15 protein-coding genes and 1 pseudogene are annotated in these 16,570 nt (G+C 71.5%); 12 read left to right on the forward strand and 4 right to left on the reverse strand.

Going from position 1 to position 16,570, the window contains the following annotated elements; all coding sequences use genetic code 11:
• The first annotated feature begins 34 nt into the window (after positions 1 to 34).
• Both IEZ08_RS28705 and IEZ08_RS28710 read left to right on the forward strand, forming a co-directional pair.
• Complete coding sequence (locus tag IEZ08_RS28705; protein WP_068926860.1) at positions 35 to 817, forward strand: SOS response-associated peptidase; 783 nt, start codon at positions 35 to 37, stop codon at positions 815 to 817.
• Between the two features lie 163 nt (positions 818 to 980).
• Positions 981 to 1,313 (forward strand): TraR/DksA family transcriptional regulator, encoded by a 333-nt coding sequence (locus IEZ08_RS28710; RefSeq protein WP_068926858.1) that lies wholly within the window; start codon positions 981 to 983, stop codon positions 1,311 to 1,313.
• 57 nt (positions 1,314 to 1,370) lie between these two features.
• Here the strand turns inward: IEZ08_RS28710 and IEZ08_RS28715 are convergent, their stop codons facing one another.
• The gene (locus tag IEZ08_RS28715) at positions 1,371 to 2,111 is read right to left on the reverse strand and encodes a class I SAM-dependent methyltransferase (RefSeq protein WP_068926856.1); all 741 of its coding nucleotides are present in this window, start codon (positions 2,109 to 2,111) and stop codon (positions 1,371 to 1,373) included.
• A 353-nt stretch (positions 2,112 to 2,464) separates the two neighbouring features.
• Between IEZ08_RS28715 and IEZ08_RS28720 the strand changes: the two genes are divergently transcribed.
• The 7 genes from IEZ08_RS28720 to IEZ08_RS28750 all read left to right on the forward strand — a co-directional run bounded on the left by IEZ08_RS28720 (position 2,465) and on the right by IEZ08_RS28750 (position 9,266).
• Positions 2,465 to 3,001: a sigma-70 family RNA polymerase sigma factor gene (locus IEZ08_RS28720; RefSeq protein ID WP_068926854.1), complete on the forward strand. Its 537-nt coding sequence runs from the start codon at positions 2,465 to 2,467 to the stop codon at positions 2,999 to 3,001.
• 67 nt (positions 3,002 to 3,068) lie between these two features.
• Entirely contained in the window at positions 3,069 to 3,335 is a 267-nt protein-coding gene (gene rsrA, locus IEZ08_RS28725; protein ID WP_068926852.1) for a mycothiol system anti-sigma-R factor, read from the forward strand.
• Between the two features lie 112 nt (positions 3,336 to 3,447).
• Positions 3,448 to 4,449, forward strand: coding sequence for an NAD-dependent epimerase/dehydratase family protein (locus IEZ08_RS28730; protein ID WP_307815525.1), 1,002 nt, complete (start codon positions 3,448 to 3,450; stop codon positions 4,447 to 4,449).
• Between the two features lie 234 nt (positions 4,450 to 4,683).
• Positions 4,684 to 6,027 carry an HD-GYP domain-containing protein gene (locus tag IEZ08_RS28735; RefSeq protein WP_068926850.1) on the forward strand — a complete coding sequence of 448 codons (1,344 nt, stop codon included), beginning with the start codon at positions 4,684 to 4,686 and terminating at the stop codon, positions 6,025 to 6,027.
• 130 nt (positions 6,028 to 6,157) lie between these two features.
• The gene (locus tag IEZ08_RS28740) at positions 6,158 to 7,414 is read left to right on the forward strand and encodes an HD-GYP domain-containing protein (RefSeq protein WP_229803600.1); all 1,257 of its coding nucleotides are present in this window, start codon (positions 6,158 to 6,160) and stop codon (positions 7,412 to 7,414) included.
• A gap of 172 nt (positions 7,415 to 7,586) precedes the next feature.
• Positions 7,587 to 8,951 carry an acetyl-CoA carboxylase biotin carboxylase subunit gene (locus tag IEZ08_RS28745; RefSeq protein WP_189243363.1) on the forward strand — a complete coding sequence of 455 codons (1,365 nt, stop codon included), beginning with the start codon at positions 7,587 to 7,589 and terminating at the stop codon, positions 8,949 to 8,951.
• A gap of 102 nt (positions 8,952 to 9,053) precedes the next feature.
• Complete coding sequence (locus IEZ08_RS28750) at positions 9,054 to 9,266, forward strand: biotin/lipoyl-binding carrier protein (RefSeq protein WP_084780688.1); 213 nt, start codon at positions 9,054 to 9,056, stop codon at positions 9,264 to 9,266.
• A 35-nt stretch (positions 9,267 to 9,301) separates the two neighbouring features.
• Here IEZ08_RS28750 and IEZ08_RS28755 read toward each other — a convergent pair whose 3' ends face one another.
• Entirely contained in the window at positions 9,302 to 9,682 is a 381-nt protein-coding gene (locus tag IEZ08_RS28755) for a thioesterase family protein (protein WP_229803602.1), read from the reverse strand.
• A 23-nt stretch (positions 9,683 to 9,705) separates the two neighbouring features.
• Here IEZ08_RS28755 and bsaP point away from each other — a divergent pair, with 23 nt between their 5' ends.
• Positions 9,706 to 9,888 (forward strand): biotin synthase auxiliary protein BsaP, encoded by a 183-nt coding sequence (gene bsaP, locus IEZ08_RS28760; protein ID WP_084780687.1) that lies wholly within the window; start codon positions 9,706 to 9,708, stop codon positions 9,886 to 9,888.
• A 244-nt stretch (positions 9,889 to 10,132) separates the two neighbouring features.
• Positions 10,133 to 11,932 carry a serine/threonine-protein kinase gene (locus IEZ08_RS28765; protein ID WP_068926843.1) on the forward strand — a complete coding sequence of 600 codons (1,800 nt, stop codon included), beginning with the start codon at positions 10,133 to 10,135 and terminating at the stop codon, positions 11,930 to 11,932.
• Positions 11,933 to 11,960: 28 nt separating this feature from the next.
• Here the strand turns inward: IEZ08_RS28765 and IEZ08_RS28770 are convergent, their stop codons facing one another.
• Positions 11,961 to 13,607, reverse strand: a complete 1,647-nt coding sequence (locus IEZ08_RS28770; RefSeq protein ID WP_189243364.1) for an acetolactate synthase — start codon at positions 13,605 to 13,607, stop codon at positions 11,961 to 11,963.
• Positions 13,608 to 14,060: 453 nt separating this feature from the next.
• Here IEZ08_RS28770 and IEZ08_RS28775 point away from each other — a divergent pair, with 453 nt between their 5' ends.
• Positions 14,061 to 14,936, forward strand: coding sequence for an NAD(P)-dependent oxidoreductase (locus IEZ08_RS28775; protein WP_068929155.1), 876 nt, complete (start codon positions 14,061 to 14,063; stop codon positions 14,934 to 14,936).
• A 207-nt stretch (positions 14,937 to 15,143) separates the two neighbouring features.
• Here the strand turns inward: IEZ08_RS28775 and IEZ08_RS39840 are convergent.
• Positions 15,144 to 16,466: pseudogene (locus tag IEZ08_RS39840) on the reverse strand (AfsR/SARP family transcriptional regulator); the annotation flags it as partial.
• Positions 16,467 to 16,570: the final 104 nt, after the last annotated feature.

Genomic DNA, 16,570 nt, shown 5'->3' on the forward strand with positions numbered 1-16,570 from the left:
GACCGGCAAGTGCCGGAAGTGGCAGAGTGGAGGCATGTGCGGGAGATACGCGTTCGCGCGGGACAAGCACGAGCTTCTCGAGGAGTTCGAGGTCGAGGTCGACGGGGCCGCCGACGAGGAGCTGAGGCCCGACTACAACATCGCGCCGACCAAACCGGTCTACGCGGTGCTGAGCAGGGAGCCCAAGACCGGTTCCAAGGACGGTCCCGGAGCCGCCTCCGAGGGCAGGCCGGTACGGCAGCTGCGGGTCATGCGCTGGGGACTGGTGCCGGGCTGGGCGAAGGACCCCTCGATCGGCTCGAAGATGATCAACGCCCGGGTGGAGACGGTGGCGGAGAAGCCCTCCTTCCGCAAGGCGTTCGCCGAGCGCAGGTGCCTGCTCCCGGCCGACGGCTACTTCGAGTGGGCCACGCTGGAGGAGACGGGCCCCAAGGGCAGGCCGAAGAAGCAGCCCTACTTCATCCGGCCGGCCGACGGCGGGATCATGGCGATGGCGGGGCTGTACGAGTTCTGGCGCGACCGCGGCCGGCCCGAGGACGACCCGCAGGCGTGGCTGGTGACCTGCACGATCATCACGACCTCCGCGGTCGACGAGGCGGGCGCCGTGCACGACCGGATGCCGATGCTGATCGAACGCGACCGGTGGGCCGACTGGCTCGACCCCGGGGTCGCCGACGCGCAGGAGTTCCTGATCCCCGCCGGTTCCACCGGGCTGACCGTGTATCCCGTCTCCACGGCGGTGAACTCGGTGCGTAACAACGGACCGGAGCTGATCGCGTCTCTGGCGGAGGGGAGCGGGGGTAAAGCACTCTTCTAAAAACGCCCTCCAGCCGGTGTAGAAACCGCGTCAAATGGGCATCCGGTGATGAAAGCGAGGGCCCATTCGGGGACCGCGCGGTAAAAACTCACCCTTTCGTGCCTGGCGGGATGTCCGGGGAGCCCGCCACAGGCCGCCCCTGCATCCCGGAGGTGCGCAAGCCGTGGACGACGCGACCGCGCGTATGCGCCTGCAGAACATGCTCCTCGAACTCGACCGGTCCATCGGAGTCCTTCGAGGGGACCCGCCGGCCGAACGGGAGAGGTCGGCCGCCGACGCCGGGTCCGACCTCACCGACAACGACCGCAACCGGGCCATGCTGGACGTGGCCACCCAGCACCGCCGCTCGGTCGTCGAGGCCCTCAAAAGGCTCGACGAAGGGCTTTACGGCCTCTGCGTGGACTGCGGCAAGCCGGTGCCGGAGGGCAGGCTGGAGGCACGGCCCGAGGCGTCCCGGTGCGTGGAGTGCCAGTCCAGGAGGGAGCGCAGGCGCTGACCGGCCGGCCCCGGGACGGGCGCCCGCGGTGGGACGACGGGACCCGGGACCCCGGCCTCAGACCCGGCGGGCGCTGGCCACCAGGTGGATCCCCACGGTGTCGTTGTCGTCCGGGTGGGCTTCGAGCTCGGTGCTGACCAGCCAGGCCAGCGCGCGGGAGTCGGTCGCGAGCACATGGTCGACGGTGGAGGGGGACAGCACCGTACGGGGCCGGATCCACTCGACCTCCAGCCCGGCCTCGGTGAGCAGGTCGCGGAGCTGGCTGCTGCTGAAGCAGCGGGTGATGCTCCCGTCGGGCCACGGCACGAGCATGACCTCTCCGGTCTGGCGCAGGTGGGCCCAGTAGTTCTGCTCGGCCAGGATCGCCATTCCCAGCACCAGCGAGTCGACGCAGAGCAGCGCCCGGCCGCCGGGGCGCAACACCCTGGCGATGTCGGCGACCGCGGACTCCGCCATGAGCTCCAGCGACATCGCCCGGTCCTCGGCGAGCACCGCGTCCATGCTGCCGTCGGGCAGGAACCGCAGGTCGTCCGCGCGGACCTGGCGGATCCTGTCGGCGTCCCGCAGGACCGGCTGGCCGTCCACCGCCTTGCGAAAGTCGATCATCTCCACCACCCGGTGCCCGGCCCGCGCCACCTGCGTGGCCCAGTGCCCCTGGCCGCGGGAGAGGTCGAGGATGGTGGAAGGGCTCTGAGGGAGCCATCGGCTCAGCTGCTCGGCGGCGACCGCGCGGTAAAAGGTCCAGTACGGCCCGAGTGTTCCTGAGCCGTTCAGCTCTTCGGCCGGGATGGGCAGCACAAGCGGCTCCTGGCGTCGGGGTTTCCGGTGGTCTGTAGCTACCTGCCGGTACGTATCTTTTTCCCCGTACCGGTTTGTTCGTCACCTTCTATCTTGCGGGAACAGACGAGGTGCCGGGGGTGTTGCCAACGGACAGCGAACGATCCTTTCGGGAGGTTGGCAAGCGAATGCTCGCGTTGATCGAACCCGTCGTGCCCCCCGGTGATCGGCCCTTCCCCGCCGAGCGGGTATCCTCCGCTCTGTACGGTGTCCCGCGTCAGCCGGGCTCCGGAGATCTTAAGGGGGTGGGTCCGGTCCCTGCGACAGACACGGAAACTCTGGAGCAGCGGAGCGCACGGTTCGAGCGGGATGTGATGCCCTATCTCGAGCAGCTCTACTCCGCCGCACTCCGGATGACCCGGAATCCGGCGGACGCCGAAGACCTTCTCCAGGAGACCTTCGCCAAGGCGTTCGGGTCCTTCCACCAGTTCCAGGAAGGCACGAACCTCAAGGCCTGGCTTTACCGCATCCTGACCAACACTTTCATCAACAACTACCGCAAGAAGCAGCGGGAGCCCAAGCAGGCCGGCACCGAGGAGATCGAGGACTGGCAGCTGGCCAGGGCCGAGTCGCACACCTCGACCGGGCTGAAGTCCGCCGAGATCGAGGCGCTGGAGCACCTGCCCGACAGCGACGTCAAGGACGCGCTCGCCGCGCTCCCGGAGGAGTTCCGCATCGCGGTCTACCTCGCCGACGTCGAGGGTTTCCCCTACAAGGAGATCGCGGAGATCATGGGGACCCCCATCGGGACCGTGATGTCGCGGCTCCACCGCGGTCGCCGCCAGCTGCGGGCGCAGCTGGAGGACTACGCCCGCGGGCGCGGCCTGATCCCGGCGGAGGATGCGAAGTGAGCAGGCGATCCGGCACGCACCGCGAGCTCGCGCAGGCGAGCTCCGAGCTCTTGGGCGAGGTGATCGTATGAGCTGTGGAGACCCCCATGACACGGACTGTCGCGAGGTCCTGGACAAGGTCTACGCCTACCTCGACGGAGAGCTCGACGACGGCAACTGCGTCGACATCCGGCACCACCTGGACGAGTGCAATCCCTGCCTGAAGGAGTACGGCCTGGAGCAGGTCGTCAAGCAGCTGGTGGCCAGACACTGCGGCTGCGACCCGGTTCCCGACGACCTGCGCGCCAAGATCCTGAACCGGATCGACCAGGTCCGCGGCGAGCTGGCGACCTGACTCCGACGCGCTCCGTGTCCCGTGAGACGTCCCGTGAGACGTTCGGTGAGACATCGCCCGGCCGGCCCGCGTTGCGCGGAGATCCGGGGAGCGCACCCATAGGATCTCCCTCATGCGGCGGCCGCCCGGCCGCCGGTCGCAACGCCGCGACGAGAAACGGGGGGTCGGCATGCGGGTGCTCGTCACCGGAGGAGCCGGATTCATCGGATCCACCTTGGTGGACCGGTTGCTTCAGGACGGCCACGAGGTCATCGCAGTGGACGATCTGTCCTCGGGGAACCGGGACAATCTCACCTCCGCGGCGCGGAGCCCACGCTTCGCCCTGCACGAGCTGGACATCCGTGACCCCGCCCTGATCAGCCTGGCCGCGGAGTGGCGGCCCGAGGTCGTCTGCCACCTCGCCGCGCAGATCAGCGTGCGCAAGAGCGTGGCCGACCCGGTCCATGACGCCCGGCTCAACGTGGAGGGCACCGCCTCGGTCCTGACCGCCGCCCAGAGCGGCGGTGCCCGCAAGGTCGTCTTCGCCTCCTCCGTCGCCGTGTACGGCAGGCCCGAGGCCATCCCCGTCCCCGGGAACGCGACCACCGACCCGCGCTCGCCGTACGCCGCCTCGAAGCTGAGCGGGGAGATCTATCTGGCGACCTTCAAGGCGCTCTACGGCATCGACTACACCACGCTCGTGCTCTCCAACGTCTACGGCCCGCGCCAGTCGCCCGAGGGCGAGGCCGGGGTGGTGGCCATCTTCACCGACGGGCTGCTCAACGGCACCCCCACCGTGGTGTACGGCGAGGGCACGCAGACCCGCGACTACATCTTCGTCGACGACGTGGTGGACGGCTTCGCCCGCGCCTGCGGGGACGTGGGCAGCGGGGGCCGGTTCAACCTGGGCACCGGAGTGGAGACGACGGACCGGGCGCTGCACACCCTCATCGCGCAGGCGGTGGGAGCGCCCGACGAGCCGGCCACCGCTCCCGCGCGCCTGGGCGACCTGCCCGCGATGGCGGTCGACCCGGCCCCGGCTCTCGAAGCGCTGGGCTGGCGCCCCCGGACGGACCTGACCACGGGGCTGAAGATGACGGTCGAGTGGGCCAGGACCCGGTTGTCCTCCCGTTAGACCGCCGGGTGGTCCTCGGATCCTGGAAGGGGCTCCACCCGGGGCACTCGGAGTGCTCACTTGATTACACTTTGCTTGCGATTGGAGGTCTGTCCTCCTGATCCGGGCGTGCTTCTGTAGCCTGAGTACGAAATCGACGTGGAGGCAGCACATGCTGAAGGAAAAGGCCGGCCGGGTCCACGCCGGGATCTCCTGGACATGAGCACCGCCCTCTAGACCCTCTAGGTGGTCGCTTTGCGTGGACTGCCATGGTTTGCCAAGGTCTACCTTGTCGCCGTGATCGGGGCGGCTTTCGGGCTGCTCGGGCACAGCGTGGTGAGTGGCCGCTTCGCGCCGTTGGACTGGTCCACGCTGCTGGTCCTGGCCCTGCTGTTCCTGGTGTGCGAGTCGATGCCGACGCTGCTGAACGTCCGGCAGGCCGCGGTCTCGGTCAGCTTCTCGGCGGCGCTCGCCGCGGTGGTCCTCGTCGGTTCCGAGGGCGCCGCGCTGGTCGGGATGACGGCCGTGCTCAGCGTGCATCCGGGGCTCTCGCCGGTGAAGCGGTTGTTCAACGGCTCCCAGTTCGCCATCTGCGGTTACGCCGCGGGCGGGGTCTACCACTGGCTGGGCGGCGCCTCCCACGTCCCGGACGTCGCCGAGTTCAACGCCCTGATCATGCCGTTCGCGGGGGCGGCGGCGGTGTTCGTGCCACTCAACTTCACGTTGATCGCGGTCATCCTCGTCGCGACCGGCCAGGCCGACCAGGTGCCGTTGCGCGGGCTGGCCCAGTTCATGGTCTCCTACCTGGGGTACGCCACGTTCGGGCTGTTGATCGCCGGGCTCTGGGCCACGGTCAGCTCGATCTCCGCGGTGCTGGTGCTGATCCCGCTGTTCGTCGCCCGCTGGGCCTTCGGCCAGTACCTCGCGCAGCAGCGTTCCTACGACGCCACGATCGCCGCGCTCTGCCAGGCGGTGGAGACCAAGGACTACTACACGCGGGGCCACTGCACCCGTGTGTCCCAGGCCTCCGGCATGATCGCCGAGGAGATCGGGATGGGTCCCGAGCGCCTGCGGGCGATCCGCTACGCCGGGATGCTCCACGACGTGGGCAAGCTCGGCGTGCCGACCAAGGTGCTGCAGAAGGAGGGACCGCTCACCGAGGAGGAGTTCGCGGCCATCCAGCTGCACCCGATGCGCGGGCTGGAGATCGTCCGCGGCATCGACTTCCTGGACGAGGCGTTCGCCGGGATCATGCACCATCACGAGCGCGTCGACGGCAAGGGTTATCCCATGGGGCTGGCCGGGGACGAGATCCCGGAGTTCGCCCGGATCATCGCGGTGGCCGACGCCTTCGACGCGATGACCTCCGACCGCTCCTACCGCAACGCCCGCCCGGTGGAGGTCGCCACGGCCGAGCTGCGCAAGGGCGCGGGCACCCAGTTCGACCCGGTCATGGTCAGCGCGTTCGTCAAGGCCCTGGAACGCGACGGCTGGGAGCCTCCCCGCAAGGTGATCCCACCGCCGGCGGACGACGCCGAGACCACCATCAAGGATCACGATGACCCGACCATGCCGATCCAGGTGGTGGCGGAGCGGTGAGCCGACGAGCGAGCGGAGCGAGTGAGAAGGCGAGCGCGACCGGTGGGTACGGAGCGGTGAGCCGACGAGCGAGCGGAGCGAGTGAGAAGGCGAGCGCGACTGCCGGTGGTGTGCGGTGACCGTGGCGGCCGTGCGGAATCCGCGCGTTTTCCAGCGGCTCGACTCCGGGCAGCTCCTGCTCATCGCCGTGGCGGGACTGGTGACGGTGGCCGGGGTGGCGTATACGGCGGTGGCCGGGTTGCGGCAGCCGGATTTCGCGATCGGTTTCGGTGCGCTGATCGCCGCCGGGGAGCTGGCCAGGCTCACCATGCCCGGCAACCGGGAGGTGGCGCCGATCGGGGCCGCCGCCGCGCTGGGGTACACGCTGCTGCTGGACATGGGCAACACCAAGGCGGAGCACCCGGCGCTCCAGGTGGTCGCCGTGCTGGCGGTCGGCATGGTCACCGGGGCGCTGCCCCATCTGGCGGTGGGGCGTCCTCCGCAGTTGGACGCGATGGCCCGGCGGCTGGTCACCGGGGCGTTGCTGGCCTTCGCCTACCGGCCTCTGGCGGAGCCGTTGCGCAAGGTGGCGGGGGAGGAGAACTGGACGCCCGTGCTGGGCGTGATGGCCGCGCTGACCATGGTGACGTTGCTGGTGGACGTGCTGCTGGCCGCGGTGCTCCGGGCCGAGCGGGTGCGGGCCGCGTTCGGTGTGGCCGTCCACGACGAGTTGCGGATGGCCGCTCCGTTGGGTGCGGCGGTGGCGGCCTCCGGCGTCCTGCTCGCGCTCGCCTCGCACAGCATGGACATGGCGGCGCTGCTGGTCTTCGCCGCTCCGCTGCTGGTCACGCAGGTCGCCTTCCGGAAGTACGCCGGGATCCGGGCCACCTATCTGCAGACGGTCCGGGCTCTGTCCCAGGTCACCGAGGTCGCCGGGTACGTCGAGCCGGGTCATTCGCGCCGGGTGAGCCGGTTGGCGGTCGCCGTCGGCCGGGAGCTGGGAATGGCCGAGCCCGAGTTGCTGGAGCTGGAGTACGCCGCGCTCATGCATGACATCGGGCAGCTCTCGCTCCGCGATCCGATCCCCGGCGGCGCGACCGTGCACGTCGACGGTGAGCAGGCGCGGCGCATCGCCGAGCTGGGTGCCGAGGTGATCCGGCAGACGGGGGTCCTGGAGCGGGTGGCGGAGATCGTCCGCCGTCAGTGTGATCCCTGTGTGGAGATGCCGCCTCTGGCGAGCCGCATCATCAAGGTCGCCAACGCCTATGACGACCTGGTCGGCGGGTCCACCGACCGGGACCGGGCGGGGGCCGCGATGGAACGGCTCCGCCTCGGTGCGGGCGGGGAGCTGGATCCTTCGGTGGTCGAGGCGACGACTCTGGTCGTCGGCCGTCTGGCGCGCCCCTGACCGGGTCGCCGACCGGGGTGCCGGGCGGGGTGCCGGACGGGGCACTGATCGAGCCGGAATCCGTGCCGTTGTGGGTTTCCTACAGATCGTATTGCTGTGATCGGTGGTTTAGGGCGAAAGGCTGCGCCGAGATCCCGGTCATATGGTGGAGCGGTCGAAAGGGGTCCAGCACGTGTTCGATTCCGTTCTGGTGGCAAACCGAGGCGAGATCGCCCGGCGCATCATCCGCACGGTCCAGCGCATGGGACTGCGGGCCGTCGCGGTGTATTCGGAGGCCGACGCCGACCTGCCGTTCGTGAAGGAGGCCGACGAGGCGATCCTGCTGGGACCCGCCAACCCGGCGCAGAGCTACCTCGACGCCGGGCGGGTCCTTGAGGCCGCCCGGGAGTCGGGTGCCCGGGCGATCCACCCGGGGTACGGCTTCTTCTCGGAGAACGCCGGGTTCGCGCGTGCCGTGATCGAGGCGGGGCTCGTCTGGATCGGCCCCTCGCCCGAGGCGATCGAGCGGATGGGCGACAAGATCAACGCTCGGAACCTCATGGAGGCCGCGGGTGTGCCGGTCGCGGCCGGGACGCGTGAGCCGGTCACCGATCTGGAGAAGGCGGTGGCGGCTGCGGCCGAGATCGGGTATCCGGTCATGGTGAAGGCGGCCGGCGGAGGCGGCGGCATCGGCATGGGCGTCGCCCGTGACGAGGCCGGGCTGGCCAAGGCGTTCGAGACGGCCTCGCGAGCCGCGGCCAGGTTCGGAAGCGCGGGAGGGGACGCTTCCGGAGGGCAGGCGGCGGGCCCGGCGATTCTGCTTGAGCGCTACATCGAGCGGGCCCGCCACGTCGAGGTGCAGATCCTCGGTCTGGCGGACGGCACGGTCGTGGCACTGGGCGAGCGTGACTGCTCGGTGCAGCGCCGGCACCAGAAGGTCGTGGAGGAGTCGCCGTCCCCCGGCATCAGCCCGGAGCTGCGCGAGCGCATGCTGGCGGCGGCCGTACGGGCGGGGGAGACCGTGGGATACCTCGGGGCCGGGACCGTGGAGTGCCTCGTCGATGCGGACAAGCAGGACTTCGTCTTCCTGGAGATGAACACCCGGCTCCAGGTGGAGCATCCGGTGACCGAGCTGGTCACCGGTGTTGACCTGGTGGAGCAGCAGCTGCGCATCGCGGCGGGGGAGAAGACCGTCGTGCCGACGGCGGTGACGGGCCACGCGATCGAGTTCCGTGTCTACGCGGAGGATCCCAAGCGGTTCTTCCCGGGGCCGGGGAAGATCGACATCTGGGAGGAGCCGTCCGGCGAGGGTGTCCGGGTCGACTCCGGCTACGCCGCGGGTAACGCGGTCACGCCGTTCTACGATCCGCTGATGGCCAAGCTGTGCGTGTACGGCCGGACCCGCTCGGAGGCTTTGGCGCGCGCCCGCGAGGCCGTGGCGGGTTTCCGGATCGAGGGACCGAAGAACAACCTCCCGTTCTGCTCGGAGCTGCTGGACCGTATCGAGTTCGTCAACGGTGACTACGACACGGGACTGGTGGCCCGCATGCGGGCCTGACCGGGCAGTTGAATGGCAGGCGCACGGCGAGGCGTGACGCGCGGCCCGCGGGGATCCGCGCGGGCGTGACCAGTGGCAGGCGAGTAGTGATGGGAGTTCCCGGTGGCTGAAGTACGCGCGGAGATGGTGGCGAACGTCTGGAAGGTCCTCGTCTCCGAGGGCGACTCCGTGGAGGACGGCGACACGCTGGTCATCCTCGAGTCCATGAAGATGGAGATCCCGGTGATCGCCGAGGACGACGGCGTGGTGGCCCAGCTGAAGGTCGCCGAGGGCGATGTCATCCAGGAGGGCGACCTCATCGCCGTCATCGAGTGACGCTGCGCCGGGCGGCGCGACGCGCGGGGGCGGGGTCAGCGGGTGAGGCGGGACAGGAAGCGCTCGCGGTCGACGACGACGCGTTCGATCGTGCCGGTCGCGACGGTGGTGTGCCGGTCCCGGGCGGTGAAGGCGAAGACCAGGCGGCGGCCGTTCACCTCGGTGAGCTCCGCGGAGATCTCGATGTGCGTGCCGACCGGGCTGGCCGCCAGGTGCTCCAGCGCGACCCTGGTCCCGACGGAGGTCTCTCCGGGGGCCAGGGCGTCCGCGACCGCCTGGACGGTGGCCTGCTCGGCGAGGGCGAGCAGGCGGGGCGTGCCCAGCACGGGGACGTCCCCGCTGCCGACCTTCACCGCGGTGTCCTCTGTCTCGACCATGATGAGGAGCTGGGCGTGCAGACCGGGCGCGAGCGTCATGCGTGTCAGCATAGGGTCTTGCCGTGACCTCCTACTGCGACCACTGCGGTCGTCCCGCGTACGAGGGCGACCACGCGACCTGTCTCGCCGCGCGGGCGATGGAGCCGCCGCGCTACTGCGCCCACTGCGCCCGCCGGATGGTGGTCCAGGTGACACCGCTCGGCTGGTCCGCCCGGTGCGTGGAACACGGCGCCGTGAGTGGCTGATCACCGGTACGGTCGGAGGGGGAGACGGGGGCGGTGATGTCTGGCGGAGCGGGATTTTCCGTGGCCGCAAGCTCTACAAAATCAGCCAAAGTTCCAAATTTTGTGTCATGCTGCCGCTCGTCCCTAGATTGCGGGTTGCGCGACGGGCAGGGCTTCGTTACGGCCCCGTGATGCCGTTGCGACACAATTCCGCTTTGTTGGAGAACCCTGGGGTGGGAGTGGAGAGGGTTACGGGGGAATAGTCATGGTGGCCCAAGGCACGGTGCTGGCCGGGCGGTATCGCTTGGATACCCGCATCGGCGCAGGCGGCATGGGCGAGGTGTGGCGCGGTGAGGACACCGTGCTGGCTCGCACCGTCGCCGTCAAAGTGCTGCTCCCGGGCCGCACCGAGGACCCCGGCTTCCTGGTGCGTTTCCAGGGTGAGGCGCGGGCGATGGCGACGATCAACCATCCCGGGGTCGTCGACGTCTACGACTACGGGGCTCACGAGGTGCCGGGCGCGGGGGCGACCGTCTACCTCGTCATGAAGTTCGTGGACGGCGAGCCGCTGGACCGGCTGCTCGGACGGCTGGGGAGCATCGCCCCCGGCGCCGCGATGGAGCTCATCGCCCAGGCCGCCTCGGCCCTGCAGGCCGTGCACGACCAGGGCATCGTCCACCGGGACGTCAAGCCGGGCAACCTGCTGGTGCGGTCCGACGGCACGCTCGTGCTCACCGACTTCGGCATCGCCAGGTCCGACGCGGCCAGCCGGCTGACCGACGCGGGCATGGTCCTGGGCACCGCGGCCTACTGCGCGCCGGAGCAGGCAGAAGGCGCGCCGGTCACCCCGGCGGTGGACATCTACGCGCTGGGCGTGGTCGCCTACGAGTGCCTGGCCGGGCAGCGCCCCTTCGACGGCGACTCCCCGGTCACGATCGCGCTCAAGCACATCCGCGAGGCCCCGCCGCCGCTGCCCGCGACGATCCCGCACGCGGTGCGCGCCCTGGTGGAGCGGGCCCTGTCCAAGGACCCGGCCCGGCGCTTCCCCAGCGCCGCCGCGATGAGCACCGCCGCGCGGCAGGCTCTGCAGACTCCGGAGCCGGGAGCGGGGGCGTTCGCGCAGTCCTCCGCCGAGCCCGGTCACGGGCCGGGCCAGGCGCATCCCGTCCAGCCGACCGGCTGGCAGGAGGCGGCGCGGACGCCGGGCGGGCAGGACACGGCCGGTCAGGGCCCGACCGGCGTCTACAGCGTCACAGGCATGCACGGGGCCACAGGCATGCACGGGGCCACCGGCGTGCACGGGGCCACCGGCTGGCAGGAGAACGCGCATCCGACCGGCATGCACGGCGTCGCCGCCCAGCCGACGTCCGGCTGGCAGGGGGACGCGCAGACGGAGCCGCCGCCCGGCATCCCGGCCCTCCCCTCCTCCCGTGGCGGCCGGGGCCGCCGGGGGGCGCAGCGCCCCAAGCGCCGGGGCGGGGTGCTCCTCGTCTCCGCCGCGGCGGCCGTGGTCTCCATCGGTCTGGCCACGGTGGCGGTCAACATGGTGACGGCCTCCGGCGCGGAGCCTCCGAAGGACTTCCACGCCGCCGACTCGTCGCCCGCGGTCATCGAGCCGACGAAGCCGGCGAGGACCAGGGACAGGACGGCGAAGCCGAGGGACACCCCGAGGGAGACCCGGCAGGCGGTCGAGCCCCCGGTGACCGAGGAGCCGTCCCCCACGCCGGAACCGTCCGCGACCCCCACGCCGACGCCCACGCCGAAGCCGTCCAAGACCCCCACGCCGACGCCCACGCCGAAGCCGACGGTGAAGAAGAAGGTGCCGGACGTGATAGGCCTGACGCCCGCGGAGGCGAAGACCAAGCTGGCGCAGGCGGGCCTGCAGGCGAAGATCGAATACGACGGGGAGACCGATCCCTCGCAGTGCACCACGGTGGTCGAGCAGCGGCCCGGCTCGGGGACGATGCAGGACGTCCGCAAGCCGGTGGAGGTCATCGCGGTCAACTCCACGTGCCCGACGCCCCCGCAGACCTCCACGCCGACCCCCACGCCCAAGCCGTCGTAGGGGTCCGCGTGGCGGGCCGGTCGCCGGGTCAGACCCCGGTGGTGGTGCGGGGGTAGGCGATGGCCGGGTCGGTGGCGATGTTCACCATGTACGGCACCCCGGAGTCGAAGGCGCGGCGCAGCGCCGGGCCGATCTCCGACGGGTCGGTGACGAGCTCGCCGCCGCCGCCGAGGGCGGTCACGACCTGGTCGTAGCGGCACTGCGGCTGGAGTTCGGCGGCCACGTCGTAGCCGTAGAGCATCTGCATGGGGTGCTTCTCCAGGCCCCACATGCCGTTGTTGCCGCAGATCATCACCACCGGCAGGCGGTGCCGTACCAGCGTGTCCACGTCCATCAGCGAGAACCCGGCCGCGCCGTCGCCCAGCAGCAGCACCACCTGGGAGGAGGGCCGGGCCAGGCGGGCGGCCATGGCGTAGCCGAGACCGGTGCCCAGGCAGCCGTAGGGGCCCGGGTCGAGCCAGTTGCCGGCGCGGCGGGGCTCGACGTACTTGCCCGCGTAGGAGACGAAGTCGCCGCCGTCGCCGATCACCACGGCGTCGTCGGCGAGGAGCCTGCCCAGCTCGCCGTAGATCCGCATCGGGTGGATCGGGTCGGAGTCGGCCGACAGCAGCTCGGCGTCCCCGGCGATGGCCGCGGCCGAGGCCTCGGCGAGCGTCGCCAGCCACGACGCGTAGCGGGTGGGGGACACGCCCGCCTCGGCGCAGGCCGTACCGAGTCCCCAGAAGACCAGGGACAGGTCGCCCGCGGCGGCGCCCGCGGGCTGCATGTGCGCGGCGATCTGGGACGGCGCGTCGGTCAGGTGCACGACCTTCGCCAGCGGGGCGCCGTCTTTGCCGCCGAACCAGCCGTAGCCGAGCCGGAAGTCCAGCGGGGTGCCCGCCACGATCACCAGGTCGGCCTGGGCGAACGCCATCCCCCGTGCCCGGTTGACCAGCAGCTCGTGTCCGGCGGGCAGGATGCCCCGGCCCTGGCCGTTGGGGATGACCGGCAGGCGGTACTCCTCGGCGAAGCTCCGGGCGACCTCGTCGGCGCGGTCCATCCACACGTCGGAGCCGAGGACCAGCACCGGCCGCTCCGCCTCGGCGAGCAGACGGGCGATCCCGGCCAGCGCGTCGGTGTCGGGCTCCAGCGGCGAGGGGGTCATCGTCTCGGTGGCGTGCGGCGTCGCGGGAGCGAACAGGTGGTCCATGTGGAAGTCGAGGAAGACCGGGCCGCGGTGCGGGGCGATGGCGGTCCGGAAGGCCATCTCGACGTCCTGCCCGATGGAGTCGGGGCCCGAGCCGGTGAAGGCCAGCTTGGTGATCGGGGTGAACAGCGGCGGGTGGTCCATCTCCTGCAGCGCCCCGGAGCCCCAGCGCGACTGCGGGGCCCGGCCGCCCATGACGACGACCGGGGAGCCGTTGAAGTGCGCGGTGGCCACGCCGCTGACGCCGTTGGTGATGCCGGGACCGGCGGTCAGTACGGCCAGGCCGGGCCTGCGGGTCAGCCGGGCGGTCGCCTCGGCGGCGAAGACGGCGCTCTGCTCGTGCCGTACGTCGAGGATCCGCATGTCTTCGTGGACGGCACCGTCGTAGAGCGGGAAGACGTGTCCGCCGGACAGGGTGAACATCGTCTCGATGCCGTAGGCCTTGGAGACGGCGACGGCGACGTCGCCAGCGTGCTTCGGTGACTCCATGCGCGAAACCTACCAGTCAGTCACTTGGCCGGACAGGGGAGTGCCCGGGGGTCCGTGGGTCTTCTCCATCCCCCGAATCCCCCATGTCACACGCGCGCACCATAACCCGCGCCTTACCGTCCGCGACCGCCTGACGGCCGAACCTTGACCCAAGGTGTACCCGGCATGCCCGGCCCGGTGGCTTGACGGGGGCGAGGGGAGGGGCCGGGAGGGGTGCCGATGGGCGGTGGATCCGGTCCGAGCCCTGCTCCCGCCGCGCCGGGCGCGGTAACGGACCGGTAATCGGCCGCCCGCTCAGGCGCCGGGACGGAGCGCCTGAGCGGTGGACGCCCGGTGGACGCGGCCGTGCAGGGTGGAGCCATCGGAACCGGGCGGGTTCGCCGCCCGTTCCCGTCGAGCGCCGACAGGCCGCTCGTCCTTCCGCGTTCCACCTCAGCGATTCGGAGCATGCACATGAGCAGCGAGCGTTCATCGGTCACCGTCCTCGGCCTGGGCATGATGGGGACCGCCCTGGCCGGCGCGTTCCTCGCGGGCGGTCACCCGACGACCGTCTGGAACCGCTCCGCCGGCAGGGGAGACGACCTCGTCGGCAGGGGCGCGGTGCGTGCCGCCGCGGTCGGCGCCGCGGTCGAGGCCGGGCAGGTGGTGGTCGTCTGCGTCCGCGACTACGACGCGGTACGGGAGACCCTGGAGCCGGTGAGCGCGGCGCTGGCGGGCCGGGTGGTGGTCAACCTGACCTCCGGGACGTCGCAGGAGGCGCGCGACCTCGCCGATTGGGCCGCCGGACACGGGATCCGCTACCTCGATGGGGCGATCATGATGACCCCGCAGGGCATCGGCACGCCCGAGGCGGTCATCCTCTACGGCGGGGAGCAGGAGCTCTTCGAGGAGACCAGGCCGGTGCTGGACCGGCTGGGCGGCGGCGGCACCTACCTGGGATCCGACACCGGCATCCCGGCACTGTACGACGTGGCCCTGCTGGACATCATGTGGGCGACGCTCAACGGCTTCCTGCACGCCGTCGCGCTGGTCGGCACCGAGAAGATCTCGGCGACGGCGTTCCTGCCGTTCGTCACCGGCTGGCTGGGCGGGGTGACCTCGTTCCTGCCCGCCATGGCCGAACAGATCGACGCCGGTGAGTACGCGGCGCACGACGCGACGCTGGAGACCCACCTGTCACCGCTGGGCCACCTGATCCACGAGAGCCGGGCCCGGGGCGTCGACGTCGATCTGCCCGGCCGTACCAAGGCCATGGTCGAGCGGGCGATCGCCGACGGCCACGCCTTCGACGGCTACGCGCGGCTGATCGAGCGGATGCGCGGGCGGTAGGAGCCCGCGCAGGTGGCCACGGAGGCGGTCGCGCCGCTCGCCGGGCGGGCCGTCCGGCTCCACCGAGCCGGTGAGCCACAGGAAGTCGAGCAGCTGGTCCACCGCGGCGTCGGAGAGCCGGTCCAGCGTCAGCACGGCGGAGTCCGTCCTGCCGCCGCCCCAGAAGGGCCTGCGGTCCAGCAGGTCCGCGCGGGCCGCCGCGACCACCAGCACGGGGATCGGATCCGCGCCCGCGGTCAGTTCGTCCAAGAACTCCAGCAGGGCGTCCGGCACCTCGTGCAGATCGTCGATGACCATGACCAGCGGCAGGTCCAGCCGGTGCTCGGCGACGAACTCCTTCCACACCGCCGCCATGCTCGCGGCGTCCCGGTCCCCGTCCGCCGCGAGCATCCCTTCGAGGCGGGAGAGAACCCCGGCCGGTAGCCGGGCGGCACCGCCCAGGCTCTGGATCGTGACGCCGGTGACCGGGCACCGGCTCACCAGATACCGGGCGGACCGCGCCTGGCCGACGAGCCGGCGCTCGACCTCGATCAGGAACCGGGTCTTGCCGAGCCCCGGACCGCCCAGCACCGTCACCAGGTGCGGTCTGCGCCGGTGCCCGGTCCGCTCCAGCATCCCCTGGACGACGGCGAGCTCGTACTCCCGGTCCACGATCGGCAGGGCATGACCGGTCAGGCACTCCTCCACGGAGCCCATGCCGGTCCGCGCGGCTCCCGCCGCCGTCCCGGCCGGTGCCTCGATCGCGGCCGGGGGCCGGCCGGCCGCGGCGGGGCGGAGGGAGGGATCGTGGTTGAGGATCGCCCGCTGCAGCGATCGCAGGTCGTGGCCGGGATCGACGCCCAGATCCTCCACCAGCGCGGCGCGCGTGCGCCCGTACGCCTCCAGGGCGTCCGCCTGGCGCCCGCACCGGTAGAGGGCGAGCATGAGGTGGCCGCAGGATCTCTCGCGCAGCGGATCGTTCTCCACCACGGTCTCAAGCTCGCGCACCACCTCGCGATGCCGGCCGCAGGCGAGCGCCGCCTCGAAGTAGTCGTCCATCGCGTCGAGCCGGGCGTTGTCCACCGCCGCCAGCTCCGGCCAGGCGATGCCGGTCTCGACGAGGTCGGCGAGCGCGGGGCCGCGCCACAGGTCCAGCGCCTCCCGGAGAACCGCGGCGGCCTGCGCGTACTCGCCCCGGGCGAGACGGGAACGGCCCTGGGCGGCCAGCCGCTCGAACACATGGAGATCGACCTGCTCGGGATCGACTGTGAGCATGTATCCGGGGGGCCGGGTGACCAGCACCACCCCATCCGCCCGGCCGCCGCCGGCCAGCGCCGCGCGCAGGCCCGAGACGGCGTTCTGCAGGATCTTCCGTGCCGAAGCGGGGGCCTCGCCCGCGGGCCAGAGCGCGTCCAGCAGCCTGCTCGTCGCCACGACCCGGTTGGCGTGCAGCAGGAGCAGGGCGAGCACCGAACGCCGCCTGGCGCCGCCGAGGACGGCCACCCGCTGTCCGTCATAGACCTCCAGCGGGCCCAGCATGCGAAGACGCATCACACCTGTCCGGGATCGGGGGCCGCCATGCCCTGATCGTATCCGTCGGGCCCGACGGCCCCCGGCGCACCGGGCAGGCGCCGGGCCCGCGTCCGGGCTCCGGC

Origin of the sequence: Planobispora rosea (assembly GCF_014648175.1) — a bacterium.
In the GTDB taxonomy this organism is placed as follows: Bacteria; Actinomycetota; Actinomycetes; order Streptosporangiales; family Streptosporangiaceae; genus Planobispora; species Planobispora rosea.